The following is a 13,637-nucleotide window of genomic DNA, read 5'->3' as shown; positions in this document are numbered from 1 at the left end:
TAGGGGTGCACTGCCAGTACGCCCCTTGAGGGTGCCTCGCTCCGCGGCCCGGGAGCGGGTTACCTGGATGGCGTGGTGCTTCCGCCCGCTCCGTCCCGGCGGGACGAAGCGGGGAAAGCGCACCCGGTCCTGCACTCTGCGGCGGCCCCGGACATCCGGCGGCCGCACGCCATGGCACGCAAAGGAATCCCTCTCATGCGCGGCGCAGTGATCCACGCCCCCGGCGACGTCCGTTTCGAGACCCTGGACGACCCGAAGATCCTCCACCCGACCGACGCGATCATCCGTACGGCCGTGACCTGCGTATGCGGCTCCGACCTGTGGCCCTACCGCGGCGCGGAGCCGATCGGCGACCCGCATCCCATGGGACACGAGTACGTCGGCTTCGTCGAGGAGATCGGGTCCGAGGTCACCGCCGTCAAGCCGGGCCAGTTCGTCGTCGGCTCCTTCGCCACCTCGGACAACAGCTGCGCGAACTGCCGGAACGGCTTCCCGTCCAACTGCCTGCACCGCGAGTTCATGTCCACCTGCCAGGCCGACTACGTGCGCATCCCCAACGCCCAGGGCACCCTGGTCGCCACCGACGAGATCCCTGACGAGCGGTTCTGGCCGGGTCTGCTGGCCGTCTCCGACGTGATGGGCACCGGCTGGTGGGCCGCCGACGCCGCCGAGGTCGAGCCCGGCTCCACCGCCGTGGTCGTCGGCGACGGCGCGGTCGGGCTGTGCGCGGTGATCGCCGCCAAGGAGATGGGTGCCGAGCGCATCATCGTCATGAGCCGGCACGAGACGCGACAGAAGCTCGCCGAGGAGTTCGGCGCCACCGACATCGTCACCGAGCGCGGCGACGAGGGCGTGGCCCGGATCAAGGACATGACCGGTGGAATCGGCGCCGATGCGGTGCTGGAGTGTGTCGGCACCGCCCAGGCCATGCGGCAGGCCCTGCACTCGGCACGCCCCGGCGGCAACGTCGGCTTCGTTGGCGTCCCCCACGAGGTCGCCATCGACGGCCAGGAGCTGTTCTTCTCCCACGTCGGCCTGCGCGGTGGCCCCGCTCCGGTGCGCCGCTACCTGCCCGACCTGATCGACCGCATCCTGACCGGAGCGATCGACCCGGGCAAGGTCTTCGACCTCACCCTGCCTCTGGACCAGGTCGCCGAGGGCTACCGGGCCATGGACGAGCGCCGCGCCATCAAGGCACTCCTCAAGCCCTGACCCACCCACTCCGTCCTCCCGAACAGGAAGCAAGGAGCAAGCAACCGTGCAGATCACCCGCAGCTCGATCGACACCGTCAAGGGCCCCGCCGACTGGTTCACCGGCGACGTCTACATCGACCCCGTCGCCGCCGCACCCGAGCCCTCACGGGTCAGCGCCGCCCTGGTGCACTTCATGCCCGGCGCCCGCACCCACTGGCACCGCCACCCGCTCGGCCAGACCGTCTTCGTCACCGAGGGCATCGGCCTGTGCCAGCGCCGCGGCGGACCCATCGAGGTCATCCGGCCCGGCGACCGCGTCCTGTTCGAGGCCGACGAAGAGCACTGGCACGGCGCCGCGCCGAACCGGCTGATGGTCCACCTGGCCATCAACGAGAGCGACGCCGACCACGACGTCGTGCACTGGCTCACCCCCGTCACCGACGAGGAGTACGCCGCCGCACCGGCCACCAGCTGAACCTCGTACCGGGCCGTCGCATCCGACCGGCGCTCGCCTTCGGCACTGCCGCGCTCAGGATGCTGCGGCTGCTCACTCGCCCCAGCGGAGTTGGGAGGAACAGGCCCGTGCTTCGCGCCCTCCTCGCACTGTCCTGCTCGCCATCCTGGTCTGGCCCATGACGGCGTGCGACGATCCCCCGCCGCCTGCTGCGCCGTCCTCGCACCCGTCGACTTCCACGCGAGGCACATCGTCCGCACCGTCCGACAGGATCAACGCCATGCGCATTCGCCTGACGATCGACGGCCACAAGGCCGACGGCACCTTGAACGACAGCCCCGCCGGCCGCGACCTGGCCGGCCTGCTCCCGCTCACCCTCGCGCTGGAGGACTTCCACGGCACGGAGCGGATCGGCTACCCGCCACGCAAGCTCACCACCGACGGCGCCCCCCAGCCGTCCGCGGCGAAGGCCCGCGATCTGGCCTACTACGCGCCGTGGGGCAACCTGGCCGTCTTCTACCAGGACGGCCCGGCCCCCTCGGCCGACCTGCTGATCCTCGGCCACCTCGACGCCCCCGTCGAGCAGCTGGCAAGAGCCGAGCGGATCACCGTCGAGCCCGCCAGCTGAAGACCCTTTCCACCTGGCCATCCCTTCCACGACCACGGAAGTCGTCATGCCCCACACCGCTGCTCCTGCGCCGGGCAAGCCAGCCTCCCGGGGAGCCCTGCCGCTCCGGACCTGGCCGCCTCCGGCACCGGTTCACTGGGCGGGCACCGCGATCGGCGGCCGGCGCCCCATGACCGCGACGATCCCTGATCCTTCTGATGGCCCTGACCGGGTTCACGGTCAACCCGGTCGTCACCGCCCTCGCGGTCCGCTTCGCCGGGGACGCGCCCACCCTGACCTCGACGCCGACCACGTCCGCCTACAACGCCGGCTCAGCCCCGGCAGGCCAGGCCCTCGCCCCTCCCTCGGCGTGACCGGCCCCGCACTGGTCGGGGCGCCCTTAACGGGCCATACCTCGCTACCGCTGATCGCGCCGGTCACCGACGCGAAGCCCGGAGCGAACCGGATCGTCGCACGAGCACCCCCGACACTCGGCCCCCCGCACCACGGCAGGCCGCCGAAAGGACATCGACGCGATCCTGAATCCGCCCGGCCCAACACTCGCTTCGTCCAGCAGGAGGAACCCCGTGAACCCCACCTACGACTTCACCGGCCAAGTCGCCTTCATCACCGGCGCCAGCTCCGGCATGGGCCTGGCCACCGCCCGCGCCTTCGCCGCCTCCGGCGCCGCCGTCGCCCTCGCCGACATCGACGAGACGGCCGTGAACGCGGCGGCGAAGGACCTCACCGACGCGGGCCACCAGGCCCTCGCCCTGGTCTGCGACGTCAGCGACGAGGACCAGGTCGCCGCTGCCGTCGACCGCACCGTGGCCACCTTCGGTCGCCTCGACATGGCCTACAACAACGCCGGCATCCAGATCCCGCCCACCGACGCCGCCGACGAGTCCCTCGAGCAGTTCGAGAAGGTCCACGCCATCAACCTGCGCGGCGTCTGGGCGTCCATGAAGCACGAACTGCGCCACATGCGCGCGCAGGGCGGCGGCGCCATCGTCAACTGCTCCTCCCTCGGCGGCCTGGTCGGCATCCCCGGCCGCGCCTCCTACCACTCCACCAAGCACGGCGTGATCGGCCTGACCACAAGCGCCGCCCTCGAATACGCGCCCCGCGGCATCCGTATCAACGCCATCTGCCCCGGCACCATCGACACCCCCATGGTCAGCGACATGATCGCCAGGGGAGAACTCGACCGCGCCCAGGCCGAAGCCAACCAACCGATCAACCGGCTCGGCACCGCCGACGAGATGGCCCAGGCCGTCCTGTGGCTGTGCAGCCCCGGCGCGAGCTTCGTCGTCGGCGTCGCGCTCCCCGTCGACGGCGGCTACACCGCCCGCTGACAGCCCATGGACCCACCGTGAGCAGCGGCCGCCATCAGCGGCGCCGGAACCCGGCCGCTTTTCCTTCAACTCCCGCAAGGACAGCCTGCGGGGGTTCGCCTTTCACCTGGCATGACCTGCGCGACCAGCCGGGTGATGCCCTGCCAGAACACGCGTCAAGTGAACGTCATGACCTCCAGCCCATCCCCCTCCTCGGGTGGAACAGACCACCATGCCCGGCCAGCGCATGCGGTCGTAAAGCTGCCGCTGCACATGGCCTGATCCGGGATGACCCGTACGACCTGAGCAACCTCGCCGGCGCGTGGACCTGTACCGCACCGCCCTGCACAGTGCCTGCACGACGACCGCGCCACCTCAACCGGAACCACTCCCCCAGGTGTGGCCCGTGCTGCGCGAACTCGTCGGTCGCACCATCCGCACCGTGCGGGAAGACGCCTTCGCAGGCGGCTCCTGGCGGATGTGACTGCCCCTTGGCTCGCCATATCGCCTGGTCCACACCGGCGAGTACGCAGTGAGGAAGCACCACCTCGTGAGCCGTCCCCGCCAGCACGTCGAGGAGGGCGGACTCGTTCGCCTGGTTCGCCCAGCACGGGAACGCCTGCGACCCGGGCAATGCCGCCCTGGCCGGCTTTCCACCGCGCGGTCCCGCGTGCCTGGCGTTCGACGTGGCGCCGCGGGTCAGTCGGGCAGGGGCTCGGCGTAGTGGCGGCAGCCGTGGCGCTTGAGGTATGTCGTACAGGCGGTGTTCCAGCGCCTCAGGGCTGCTGTGCTCAGCGTCGGGGCGGATGGCTCCCGGGATGATCAACTGGGTGGTGTGAATGTTCTCCGAGGCGAGGGCGTCGTGCAGCATGCGGGCGTAGGCGCTCTCGGCGGCGAAGGCGATCGAGGTGCCGGCGCGGTCCGGGTGGGGGCGTGCGGCGCTGCCGCCGTTGAACAGAAGGGTGCCGCCGCCGAGTCGCGCATGCCGAGCAGGACGGTATGCACGCGGGGACGGGGCCCTTGACGGAGAAGCGAGGGGCGCGTCGAGGTCGTCGGCAGTCCTGCCGACGACCGGCTTCGTGAAGTCTGCGCGGGGTACCAGGCTGTACTGCAGGATTTCGATGGACCCCAGGGGTGGCTGCCGCCGCGTACAGGGCCGCGTCCAGGGACTCGATGTCGAGGACGTCGCGGTGAAGATGCCGTCGCCGGCCAGCTCGGCGGTCAGCCCGTCCAGCTTCCCGGCGCTGAGGGAGGTGAGGGCGAGGGGGTGTCCGGCGGTTCCGAAGCGGCGGTCGGTGGCGAGCCCCAGGCCGGCGCCGACGAGGGCGAAGGTCGTCATGGTGAGTCCTTGTCGATGGAGGGGCTTCGCTCGGGCTTGGGAAGGACCTTGCCTGCACGGCGCTCGGATCGCCGCGCGCACTGCTCTATGCCGAGCCCCACATGCCAGGGCAGGAGCGAAATGCGGAGACAGGCATCCAGGGAGGGAGACATCCCGGGTGGAAACCCTCCCTCCTTCCTCTGGTGCGTTCGGTGTCACGCTGAGCGGCATGACCGGCAATGTTCCCCTACAACGAGCTGGGAGAATTTCTCAAGAAACGTCGCGCCGAGCTGAGCACGCGCACTGTGGGCCTGCCCGACAACGGCGGCCCCCGCCGGGTCGCCGGGCTGCGCCGCGAAGAGGTCGCCCAGCACGCCAGCATCAGCACCGGCTACTACACGCATCTCGAACAGGGCCGTATGCAGGCGTCCGCGCCCGTGCTGGACGCGCTCGCCCGGGTGCTCCGTCTCGACGACGAACGGGGCTTTCTCTTCCAGCTCGTCGGCAAGACCACCACCCACACCGGCAGGAGGCGGCGGCAGAAGATCCAGCCGCAGTTGCAGCGCGTGCTGGACGGCGGGCGCGCGGGGTCAAACCCCGGGCACCGTGCCCGCCGGCTGCTCTTCCACGCGTTCCCGCGCGGCACCGTAGGCCCGGGAGATGCCGCTGCCCAACGCATGGACACCGGCCACATCACGGGCCGCCATCCCGGCGATCTTCTCGACCACACCCTCGGCGATCGTGGTTTGACCCCGCGCGCCCGGGTCGCCGCGCTTCACGCCGGCGTTCTTCCTGGTCCCCTCGCCCATGGACTCCGCTCCGGATGCCTCGGGGCGGTTCTGCTGTCCGCTCTCGGTCATGGCCGGTCGTCCCTTTCCCAGAAGAGGTGACAGCCGCCCGCTTTTCCACCTCAGGTCCGTTTGGCTGGCACTGCTCCAGGGATACGGCAGACGTGGGACCGCCCCACCGAACAGGTGGCATGAGCAGCCGCAGCAGGGTGGTTCCGGCAGTCTGGGCACAGCAGGTCAGCGGAAGAACGCGGTAAGAGAAGGGGTGAGAACCGATGACGGATGACGGATGGCCCCAGGCCGTACGGCAGCAACTCGGCCTGGGCCGACTACTGCCGCTCGGCGGGCCGGAGGACGGGTCCTGGATCACCGAACGAGCCGCTGGCGGGGTACTGAGCCGCGCAGCCTCCGGAGTATCCGGGATTCGGCCGGGCACGCTGCGGATTCGCCTGGCCGACCCGGAAGCAGCGCCGGAGCCAAGTGTCCCGGCGCCCCGGACTGCACTGCCGCCCGGACCGCTGCGGATCGAGGCGGATTTCTCGGCGCAGGCGCGGCAGCCCCTGCCCCAGGTCGCGGAGCAGCTGCGGCATACGCTGTTCGCAGCGGCTGTTGAACGTCTCGGGCTGGTAGTGGCCGAGGTCGATCTGCATGTGACGGACCTGCTGGAGGTGCCGCGGTCGGCGCAGCAGCCGACCGCGGCCGAAGCCTGCGAAAGTGCAGCGGGAGAAACCAGTGCCTCGCACGTCGCGGTCACCAAGCCCGAGCACCCGTCGCCCGGGCCGGTGCCTGTGCGGGACCCGGCAGCGGAGCTGGCCACCGTTGCCATGGCTGTCCCCGGTGTGACCCGCCTCGCCCCCGTTCCAGGAGTGCCCGGGCCCGTGGCCAGGGGAGGTCTTGCGTGCCCCGTCCGGATCGAGGACAGCGACGAGCCCCCAGGCAGACACGTCCAGATCCATCTGGCGGTCGCCGAGACTCATCGCGCCCTTGATGTCTCCCTCGCCGTCCGGGCGGCGGTGGCCGCGGCAGCGGAAGGGGACGCCCCCGGTCCGGTGACCGTCGCCGTCCTGGTGACAGCGGTGGAGCCGGGTCAGGTCCTGCCGACATGATCTACAGGATGAACACGGAAACCGCGTCTCAACCGGCACCACGCCCCTCCCAATCACGTGGGCAAGGATCCGGACGTCGAGGTGGGCGCGTTGGGGTGGAGACAGGCCCAGGCCGTCGAACGCGAGGGCTTCGCACTTTTGTGACGAAACGTCAGGCAAGGCTTTTCTCGATGCCGTTGCTGGAGGGCTTCGCGCTGAAGGTCGCCAGCATCATGGGCCTCAAGCGGCAGCCAGCACGTGGGGGCTGTCGAGCGGTCGCTGCTCGCCGCGCACCTGATCGGTTACGCGGACCTGCTGTCGTCGGCGATGCCGGTGGGTGTCGCCGCGGTCTTCGCGCTGCTGCATCACGCGCTGTTCGGGCTGCACCTGGGCTGCTCCTTCGCGCCGAACCACAAGGGTATGCCGATGCCTGAGGCGGACGGCGAACGGCGGGGGCATCTACGCTGCCAGGTGCTGACCTCGCGCAATGTGCGGGGCGGACGGGTGACCGACTGGTCCCTGGGCGGTCTGAACTACCTGGTGGAGCATCACCTCTTTCCGAGCATGCCGCGCCACAGCCTGCGCCTGACCCGGCCTGTGGTGCGCGAGCGACGCTGCCACCGACTCGGCGTGCCGTACACCGAGGCGGGCCTGATCGACTCCAATGTCCGCGCTGCGGCATACGCACGCGGTCGGCGCTCCGCTGCGGGCAACTCGATAAGCGGCGGCCGACTGCGCCACGGCGTGGCCTGTTGCGCAGTCGGCCGGCGGAGGGTCAGGTGCTGAGCAGGCGGTCGAAGAAGGACCGGTACTGCTGCAGGGCTTTGCGCAGGTCCTCGGTGGCGACCTCCTCGCCGCGGTGCCATTGACCTTCCAGCCCGTGCTTGTGGTCGGCGAATGTGGTGGCGAGCAGCTGCATCACCTCGGCGACGAGCGCGTCTGCCGCACGCACCGACTGCTGCGGGTCATCGACGAATCCCTGCTGGATCTCCTGCCACCTGGTCCGGAGGTCCTCTGTCTCCTGGGGTCCGAGAAGCGGGGCGGTATCGGGCTTCTGCGCGGACGCGTCGTGTCCGCCGGCTGCGGCGTCCGGCTCCCCTTCGGCCGCGTCCGTGATTCTGGTCCTGGGCGCAGCCCGGTCGGCTGCGGGGGCTGCCGTCAGGTCATCGTCGGGGGGTTGTTGCGGTGCATCTGTCCGGGGCCGGGCGATGTCCTCGGTGGACAGACCCTCTTGGCCGGGCTCGGCATACTCGTCGCGCCCGAATGGTCCTTCTCTCTGCATGTCCCTTCACCTCCATGCGGTGGTCACGCTCCCGGCTGCTGGGCACTATCGGCGTTCCTTGTCCGCCGAAGCGGTGCCGCCGTCGTGCAGCAGTTCCTCGAACAACGCCCGGTAGTGGACCATCGCGCTCCGCAGTTCTTCGGTGGAGGTCTCCCTGCTGCCGGCGCGCTCGTTGATCTCGTGGGCGATGCGGTAGTGCTGCAGCGTTTGGGCGTGTTCGACCGAGAGATCCCGCTTTTGCTGCTCGTAACCCTCGGTCGGGTAGCCCCGCTCGCTCATGAGCGTGATCACGAGCCGGTCCGCCTCGCCCACGGCCTGGTCGGGACGGTCGACGAAGTGTTCCTGCACGCTGGTCCAGTCCCGGGCGTACCGGTCCCGCACCGTCGAGGGCAGTGGCCTGATCTCCAGCGTTTCATGCCGCTCCTCCCTCGCCCTCAGGTCGCGGTCGGCCGCGCCACGGCTCTGCTTCGCCTCGACCGTGCGCTCGTATTCCGGCCCGAAACGTTCCCGCAGCCGCTGGCGCCGGATCGTGGTCCGCAGGACCAGCGCGACCACGACCAGGATGACCACGACAGCCACGATGATGACGATGGTCGACATCGCATCCTCCACTCCTTACAGCCCACGACCGGCAGCCATGTTTCAGAAACAACTGAGCCGCATGCAGCTCGGCGCCCCCCGCACGACAGGCTTCAGCGGCCCCTGGTGACGTACGCGGTGCGCCGCACTCTCACCGGGACTTCCCCACACGATCTTGATCTCACGGGTGAGCACGCAACGATGCGTGCCACACACGGCCGTCGTTACACCACCAGCAAGCGGCTCTATGACGCGCGGGACTTCATCGCCGTGCGGGTGTCGAGGCCCTCTACCAGTAGTGCCGTCGCCCGCGGACCCCATGCCCCACAGCGCCCAGGAGCAACAAGATCAGTCCAATGACGAGCAGGATGATCCCGATGGTCCACAGTATGGCGATCTTGGCCAGGAACCCGATGACGAGCAGAATGACTCCCAGGGCGATCACGGTGTCCTCCGATCTCGCACAGTGCTCTCCCTCTCACTGTGGCGCTCGCCTGCCCCCACGGCAACCGCTTCCAAATCCCGCTGACCTCCTGATGTTTCAGGCCGTCCGGGCGAGATGCCTTCGCTGTGGCGGTCGCCGGTCTCCGGTCTCCGGTCTCCGGTCTCCGGGGTGGAACCGGGTGGATGGGTGGGGTGTTCCCGGCCGGAGGCCGGGTGCAAGCTGATCACGGGGATCGATAATCATTCCCGTTTTGATCGTGATCGCCAAGGTCGCGGCGGAGCCGTCGGGCCAGGCGGCCCGCAGCGGCGTTCGCCGAGACCATGTGGCATTTCGGAGTGCCATCCGAGGAGGTGCTGACCGGCGCAGCGGGGAGTAGTGCACTGGCCGGTTCACCAAGCCCGCCCCGGCTGGGTGCTCTTCGAGCGCCAATACGGCGCGACCCACCAAGCCCTCGCTCGCTACGGCCACCTGGAAGATCGAGCGGTGTCCCGGTCGATGGTCTCCAGCGAGTGGGCAGCCAGCCCCGGGGAATCCTGCCGTCCCTGCCGCGGTGGCTTGACGGACGGCGCGGTTCTACCGTGGGTGTAGCAGGTAGATCCTTGGAGCGGGTCATGATCGTCGTCCTCGGACTCATCGTCTTGATCGCCGCGGTAGTCGTCGGCCTGGCCGGTGTTCTCACCAACCGCGGCAGCGGGCATGAACTCACCGGCGGATTCTCGGTATTCGGCCACGCCATGACCGGCTCGACCGGCACGCTGTTCTTGTACGGCATCGTCGTCGGAGCGGCGGCCCTGTTCGGGCTGAGCCTGCTCTTGACCGGTGCACGCCGCCGCTCTTCTCGCCGGAGCAGCGCATCGCGCCGCGGAGGCAACCAGTCGCGCCGCGAGACAACCTTTGCCGGGAGGGGCCGCGACGACCAGGGCGACCAACGCGAGCCCGCCCGCGCGGAGAACGCGAACGCGCAGGCGGACTCAAGCCACGGTGATCGCGCTCCCGCCCCGGACGGCAGTCGTCGGAGCAGACTGCACCTGGCCGGGCACCGATCCGCCCCCCAGTAGACCGCCCCCACGCGCAGACCGGTGGCCGACCCGGCAACATGGATCTTCCTGCCACCGGACCCCAGCAGACAACTCACCCAGAGTGGCAACCCATGAGTATCGCGAAGAAGCTCGCGCACAAAGCCGAAGCAATGAAAGGCGGCGCCAAGAAGACGACCGGTCGCGCCACCGGCAGTCGGCGCCTGCAGGCCGAAGGCCGCGGAGACCAAGCCAAGGGCAACATCAAGCAGGCTGGGGCGAAGATCAAGGACATCTTCAAGCACTGACCACTCCACCCCGGCCCGGCGAAGTACGGGTCGACGGTTCCAGCCGGGCCCGGCGAAGGTAGGGGGCGACGGTTCCAGTAGGGGCCGTTCCGCCAGGGGTGGACGCCGTGCAGAGCGGGGACTTTTGCTGTCTGCGGGGAGCTTTGGTGTCCGCCAGTGGGTGGGTGATCGTTTCCGCCGCCGGGGAGATCAAGGTACCGCCGCCACGTGCTGCTTCTCCCGCCGTGGGTTCGCTGAGAGCAGGTGTTCACCATGGATTGGCTGACAAGGCTTCCTGGCATCGCACGGCTGATGCGTACGCACGTGTGGCGGGCGTACGAGCGGCTGGCCAAGACCCACTGGGCCCGGCTCGCCGCCGCCATCACCTACATCAGTTTCGTCGCCCTCTTTCCGCTGATCACTGCGGGCGCGGCGATCGGCGCCAAGCTGCTGAGCAAGGACCAGCTCAGCAAGCTCCAGGACAAGATCGCCGGCCAGGCACCGGGCCTCTCCAACCTGCTGAACCTGAAGGGCCTCGTCGCGCACGCCGGAACCGTCGGGCTCATCGCCGGCGCGCTGCTGCTCGTGATCGGCATCAACTGGGTCGGCGCCCTGCGCGGGTGCCTGCGTGCGGTCTGGGAAAAGGAGCAGGACCCGGGAAACCCGATCCTGCTCAGGCTCAAGGACACCGGGGTGCTGGTCGGTCTCGGCGTGGTCGGGCTGATCGCGATGGGCAGTTCGGTGTTCGCGAACAGCGCGGTCGGCTGGGCCGCCGACAAGGTCGGGATCGAGGGCGGGGCGGGACGGGCGCTGCTGTTCTTCGCCGGCCTGGCGATCGCCCTGCTCGTCGACTTCCTGCTCCTGATCTACGTGCTCACCCGGCTGCCGCGGGTGCATCCCGGCCGGCGTGCGGTCGTGGTCGCCGGTCTGATCGGTGCGGTCGGCTTCGAACTGCTCAAGCTGCTGCTGACCGGCTATTTTCAGGGCGTCGCAGGGAAGAGCATGTACGGCGCCTTCGCCGTCCCGGTCGCCGTCGTGCTGTGGATCAACCTCATGGCCAGGCTGCTGCTGTACTGCGCCGCTTGGACGGCAACGGGCACAGCAGCGGAGTCCAGCGGAGCAGACGCAGGTGAGGGCCCGGTTCCCGGGACCAGACCCGCAGTGACCGACGAGCCCCAGCGGGCAGCGGAAGGCGGCGGTCCACCAACAACACCGCGCAGGCCCTGATGCCGAGCGGTCCTCGACCCGCCCCGGCGGTGAGTACCCGCCGGCACCCACCGAAGGGGATTGGGCTCCTGCCAGATCCTGCTTCATTCCCACGACGAGGGCGCGCCAAAAATCCGCCGCAACGGCCACACTGGGGCAGCATGCCGAAGGGCCAGGGGGTGGACGGGCCGCCGACGACGAGTCGGTGAGCGCGTTCACAGAGTGTCGCAGTACTCGTGACTCACATTGAGTCCGAGCAGGTTGACACCTTCCGGTTCACCCGATCGACCTCTTTCCGATGGTCCGATCAGATGCTACGGAGTTGCATGGACGAGCGGGGTGGGGTCCGGCCAGCAGCGCGCTACCCGGCTCGCCCCAGACGAAGCGACCCACGGCCCACCGGGGTCTCAACCAGGGCAGAGGCCGATGTACGAGATAATCGCCGACCCTGCAACGACCGGTGCCGGAGTCATCTGGCACGTCAGGACCAAGAGCGATGCCCGCACCACACTGTGCGGACAGGAGGTCGCACAAACCGTGCGTGCCAGACCCGTCCTCGATGACACGCCGGCCGAACGCTACTGCTCGCCGTGCATGGCCGTCGTCCGCGCGAGGATGCGGTCTGATGCACGCTGATCGGGCGCACGCCTCACCGGCGTCGGGCGTCCGGGCGTGAGCAGCTCCGGGCTCCGAGGTCCCGTCTCATCCTCGCCGTTTCAGGGCACGTGCCACGCGCGGGAGTTCCTCGTGCAGCAGCCGGCCTACCAGGGCACCGCCGAAGACGACGACGCCCACACCGACCAGCCAGGACTGGATGACCAGGACGGTTCCGACGGGGCCGTAGGTGACGGCGTTGGACACGATCAGCGGCGAGTAGACGAGCCGGGAGAAGACCCTGAGACCGAGCAGCCCGACCATGGTGGCCACTGCGCCGGGCAACAGAGCGCGCCAGCGAACCCGCCCGCCCAGCAGTATGCGCTGCGACCACCAGAAGAACAGGACGGCGCTCAGCGATGCAACGAACGCGCCGGCCAGGGATTCAGGTCGCAGCGTGGTGGTGGCGGAAGCGAAGAGATAGCCGATGAGTACGCCGAGCCACACCACATGGCGCCACCTGGCCCACCAGCGGGCCGGGGGCAAATCCCAGACCTTCTCATAGCCGGACTGAACCGCTACCCCGAAGGCCAGGCCGAAAGCGGCGAGGACGGCGATTCCGAACGCGGTCGTGGTCCGCAGAGCCTGACCGGGACGAATGAACAACTGCTCCACATGTTCCCTGGAGGTCGTCGACACGCCGAGTCCTTCCCCCAGCCACTGCGCGAATCCCCGCCCATGCTTTGGATCGGCCGAAGAGACAATGATCAGCAGCGGCACCAGCGTGAGGAACCCCAGCGCCGCGAAGCCCAGCGAACGCTGCCCCAAGCCCAGGTCGCTACTCCGCCGCCATCCACGTCCAATTGGTGAATGGCTGATCACGCGGCCCAGCCATTCGAGCAGAGAGGAACGGCCCGCAGCACCCGGGGTCTTCATCGGCATGCCTGTCGACTACCACGGTCGACCCCGGTGCCCCGCGAGGGCGCGACGCAGCTGCCCGAACGGCTCAGGACGAGGCCCCGATCCAGGAAGCCGGTATCCGTGAGTGCGCAACCACAACATCGTGGATCCCAGGGGCCACAACATCGCCAAACGGCCCGTGATGATCATGCTCTTCGCCGCGATCACCGCCCTGCTGTACTGGGCGGCACCCAACGTCAAACGCACGTTCCGGTGGATCAGCCCGGCAGCCTCATTCCCATCGCCCTCTGGCTCATCGCCTCCGCCACGTTCGCCTCCTACGTGGCGCACTTGAGCAGCTACCACAAGACCTACGGCGAATTGGCCGCGATCATCATCTTCCTGGTCTGGATGTGGATCTCCAACCTTGCCATCCTGCTCGGCCCGGAATTCAACGCCGAACTCGAACGCGCCGGGCCATCGACAGCCCGCCCGGGGAAAAGTCCTACGTCGAGAGCCCCGCGACACCCGCAAACTCTGGCAAGCAC

14 protein-coding genes and 4 pseudogenes are annotated in these 13,637 nt (G+C 69.2%); 12 read left to right on the top strand and 6 right to left on the bottom strand.

Going from position 1 to position 13,637, the window contains the following annotated elements:
• The first annotated feature begins 195 nt into the window (after positions 1-195).
• The 5 genes from ACFYZQ_RS16230 to ACFYZQ_RS16210 all read left to right on the top strand — a co-directional run bounded on the left by ACFYZQ_RS16230 (position 196) and on the right by ACFYZQ_RS16210 (position 3,610).
• Positions 196-1,212, top strand: a complete 1,017-nt coding sequence (locus ACFYZQ_RS16230) for a zinc-dependent alcohol dehydrogenase family protein (protein ID WP_385843003.1) — start codon at positions 196-198, stop codon at positions 1,210-1,212.
• A gap of 46 nt (positions 1,213-1,258) precedes the next feature.
• Positions 1,259-1,669: a cupin domain-containing protein gene (locus tag ACFYZQ_RS16225; RefSeq protein WP_093498189.1), complete on the top strand. Its 411-nt coding sequence runs from the start codon at positions 1,259-1,261 to the stop codon at positions 1,667-1,669.
• A 259-nt stretch (positions 1,670-1,928) separates the two neighbouring features.
• Complete coding sequence (locus tag ACFYZQ_RS16220; RefSeq protein ID WP_058079689.1) at positions 1,929-2,276, top strand: cyclophilin-like fold protein; 348 nt, start codon at positions 1,929-1,931, stop codon at positions 2,274-2,276.
• Between the two features lie 197 nt (positions 2,277-2,473).
• Positions 2,474-2,629, top strand: a complete 156-nt coding sequence (locus tag ACFYZQ_RS16215; protein WP_256215702.1) for a hypothetical protein — start codon at positions 2,474-2,476, stop codon at positions 2,627-2,629.
• Positions 2,630-2,842: 213 nt separating this feature from the next.
• Complete coding sequence (locus tag ACFYZQ_RS16210) at positions 2,843-3,610, top strand: glucose 1-dehydrogenase (RefSeq protein WP_389147199.1); 768 nt, start codon at positions 2,843-2,845, stop codon at positions 3,608-3,610.
• 166 nt (positions 3,611-3,776) lie between these two features.
• Here ACFYZQ_RS16210 and ACFYZQ_RS16205 read toward each other — a convergent pair whose 3' ends face one another.
• The gene (locus ACFYZQ_RS16205) at positions 3,777-4,928 is read right to left on the bottom strand and encodes a hypothetical protein (protein WP_389147197.1); all 1,152 of its coding nucleotides are present in this window, start codon (positions 4,926-4,928) and stop codon (positions 3,777-3,779) included.
• A 208-nt stretch (positions 4,929-5,136) separates the two neighbouring features.
• Here ACFYZQ_RS16205 and ACFYZQ_RS16200 point away from each other — a divergent pair.
• Positions 5,137-5,482 (top strand): annotated as a pseudogene (locus ACFYZQ_RS16200) (helix-turn-helix domain-containing protein); the annotation flags it as partial.
• A gap of 51 nt (positions 5,483-5,533) precedes the next feature.
• Here the strand turns inward: ACFYZQ_RS16200 and ACFYZQ_RS16195 are convergent.
• Positions 5,534-5,767, bottom strand: a pseudogene (locus ACFYZQ_RS16195) (Asp23/Gls24 family envelope stress response protein); the annotation flags it as partial.
• Positions 5,768-5,970: 203 nt separating this feature from the next.
• Here ACFYZQ_RS16195 and ACFYZQ_RS16190 point away from each other — a divergent pair.
• Positions 5,971-6,801 carry a hypothetical protein gene (locus ACFYZQ_RS16190; protein WP_389147195.1) on the top strand — a complete coding sequence of 277 codons (831 nt, stop codon included), beginning with the start codon at positions 5,971-5,973 and terminating at the stop codon, positions 6,799-6,801.
• A gap of 33 nt (positions 6,802-6,834) precedes the next feature.
• Positions 6,835-7,501: pseudogene (locus ACFYZQ_RS16185) on the top strand (fatty acid desaturase family protein); the annotation flags it as partial.
• A 54-nt stretch (positions 7,502-7,555) separates the two neighbouring features.
• Here ACFYZQ_RS16185 and ACFYZQ_RS16180 read toward each other — a convergent pair.
• The 3 genes from ACFYZQ_RS16180 to ACFYZQ_RS16170 all read right to left on the bottom strand — a co-directional run bounded on the left by ACFYZQ_RS16180 (position 7,556) and on the right by ACFYZQ_RS16170 (position 9,086).
• Complete coding sequence (locus tag ACFYZQ_RS16180) at positions 7,556-8,062, bottom strand: hypothetical protein (RefSeq protein ID WP_385843008.1); 507 nt, start codon at positions 8,060-8,062, stop codon at positions 7,556-7,558.
• A gap of 45 nt (positions 8,063-8,107) precedes the next feature.
• Entirely contained in the window at positions 8,108-8,662 is a 555-nt protein-coding gene (locus tag ACFYZQ_RS16175) for a hypothetical protein (RefSeq protein WP_359378584.1), read from the bottom strand.
• A 268-nt stretch (positions 8,663-8,930) separates the two neighbouring features.
• Positions 8,931-9,086, bottom strand: a complete 156-nt coding sequence (locus ACFYZQ_RS16170) for a DUF6131 family protein (RefSeq protein WP_093498193.1) — start codon at positions 9,084-9,086, stop codon at positions 8,931-8,933.
• A 611-nt stretch (positions 9,087-9,697) separates the two neighbouring features.
• Here ACFYZQ_RS16170 and ACFYZQ_RS16165 point away from each other — a divergent pair.
• The 3 genes from ACFYZQ_RS16165 to ACFYZQ_RS16155 all read left to right on the top strand — a co-directional run bounded on the left by ACFYZQ_RS16165 (position 9,698) and on the right by ACFYZQ_RS16155 (position 11,616).
• Positions 9,698-10,144 carry a hypothetical protein gene (locus ACFYZQ_RS16165; protein WP_389147191.1) on the top strand — a complete coding sequence of 149 codons (447 nt, stop codon included), beginning with the start codon at positions 9,698-9,700 and terminating at the stop codon, positions 10,142-10,144.
• Between the two features lie 92 nt (positions 10,145-10,236).
• Positions 10,237-10,410 (top strand): CsbD family protein, encoded by a 174-nt coding sequence (locus tag ACFYZQ_RS16160; protein ID WP_381143684.1) that lies wholly within the window; start codon positions 10,237-10,239, stop codon positions 10,408-10,410.
• A 252-nt stretch (positions 10,411-10,662) separates the two neighbouring features.
• Positions 10,663-11,616 (top strand): YihY/virulence factor BrkB family protein, encoded by a 954-nt coding sequence (locus ACFYZQ_RS16155; protein ID WP_389147187.1) that lies wholly within the window; start codon positions 10,663-10,665, stop codon positions 11,614-11,616.
• A 681-nt stretch (positions 11,617-12,297) separates the two neighbouring features.
• On the opposite strand, the gene ACFYZQ_RS16150 is transcribed toward ACFYZQ_RS16155, so the two are convergent.
• Entirely contained in the window at positions 12,298-13,131 is an 834-nt protein-coding gene (locus ACFYZQ_RS16150; protein ID WP_389147184.1) for a YhjD/YihY/BrkB family envelope integrity protein, read from the bottom strand.
• Between the two features lie 139 nt (positions 13,132-13,270).
• On the opposite strand from ACFYZQ_RS16150, the pseudogene ACFYZQ_RS16145 reads away from it, so the two are divergent.
• Positions 13,271-13,624: pseudogene (locus ACFYZQ_RS16145) on the top strand (YihY/virulence factor BrkB family protein); the annotation flags it as partial.
• Positions 13,625-13,637: the final 13 nt, after the last annotated feature.

The sequence above is a fragment of the Streptomyces sp. NPDC001843 genome (genome assembly GCF_042891955.1).
Classification (GTDB): domain Bacteria; phylum Actinomycetota; class Actinomycetes; order Streptomycetales; family Streptomycetaceae; genus Streptomyces.
Note: the sequence above shows the minus strand (reverse complement) of the source record. Positions and strands in the feature narration are given on the sequence as shown.

What these genes read in the sequence shown, in the direction of transcription:
- ACFYZQ_RS16230 (WP_385843003.1), top strand. Translation starts at nt 196, where the DNA reads ATGCGCGGCGCAGTGATCCACGCCCCCGGCGACGTCCGTTTCGAGACC.
- ACFYZQ_RS16220 (WP_058079689.1), top strand. Translation starts at nt 1,929, where the DNA reads ATGCGCATTCGCCTGACGATCGACGGCCACAAGGCCGACGGCACCTTG.
- ACFYZQ_RS16215 (WP_256215702.1), top strand. Translation starts at nt 2,474, where the DNA reads ATGGCCCTGACCGGGTTCACGGTCAACCCGGTCGTCACCGCCCTCGCG.
- ACFYZQ_RS16205 (WP_389147197.1), bottom strand. Translation starts at nt 4,928, where the DNA reads ATGACGACCTTCGCCCTCGTCGGCGCCGGCCTGGGGCTCGCCACCGAC.
- ACFYZQ_RS16190 (WP_389147195.1), top strand. Translation starts at nt 5,971, where the DNA reads ATGACGGATGACGGATGGCCCCAGGCCGTACGGCAGCAACTCGGCCTG.
- ACFYZQ_RS16180 (WP_385843008.1), bottom strand. Translation starts at nt 8,062, where the DNA reads ATGCAGAGAGAAGGACCATTCGGGCGCGACGAGTATGCCGAGCCCGGC.
- ACFYZQ_RS16175 (WP_359378584.1), bottom strand. Translation starts at nt 8,662, where the DNA reads ATGTCGACCATCGTCATCATCGTGGCTGTCGTGGTCATCCTGGTCGTG.
- ACFYZQ_RS16165 (WP_389147191.1), top strand. Translation starts at nt 9,698, where the DNA reads ATGATCGTCGTCCTCGGACTCATCGTCTTGATCGCCGCGGTAGTCGTC.
- ACFYZQ_RS16160 (WP_381143684.1), top strand. Translation starts at nt 10,237, where the DNA reads ATGAGTATCGCGAAGAAGCTCGCGCACAAAGCCGAAGCAATGAAAGGC.
- ACFYZQ_RS16155 (WP_389147187.1), top strand. Translation starts at nt 10,663, where the DNA reads ATGGATTGGCTGACAAGGCTTCCTGGCATCGCACGGCTGATGCGTACG.
- ACFYZQ_RS16150 (WP_389147184.1), bottom strand. Translation starts at nt 13,131, where the DNA reads ATGCCGATGAAGACCCCGGGTGCTGCGGGCCGTTCCTCTCTGCTCGAA.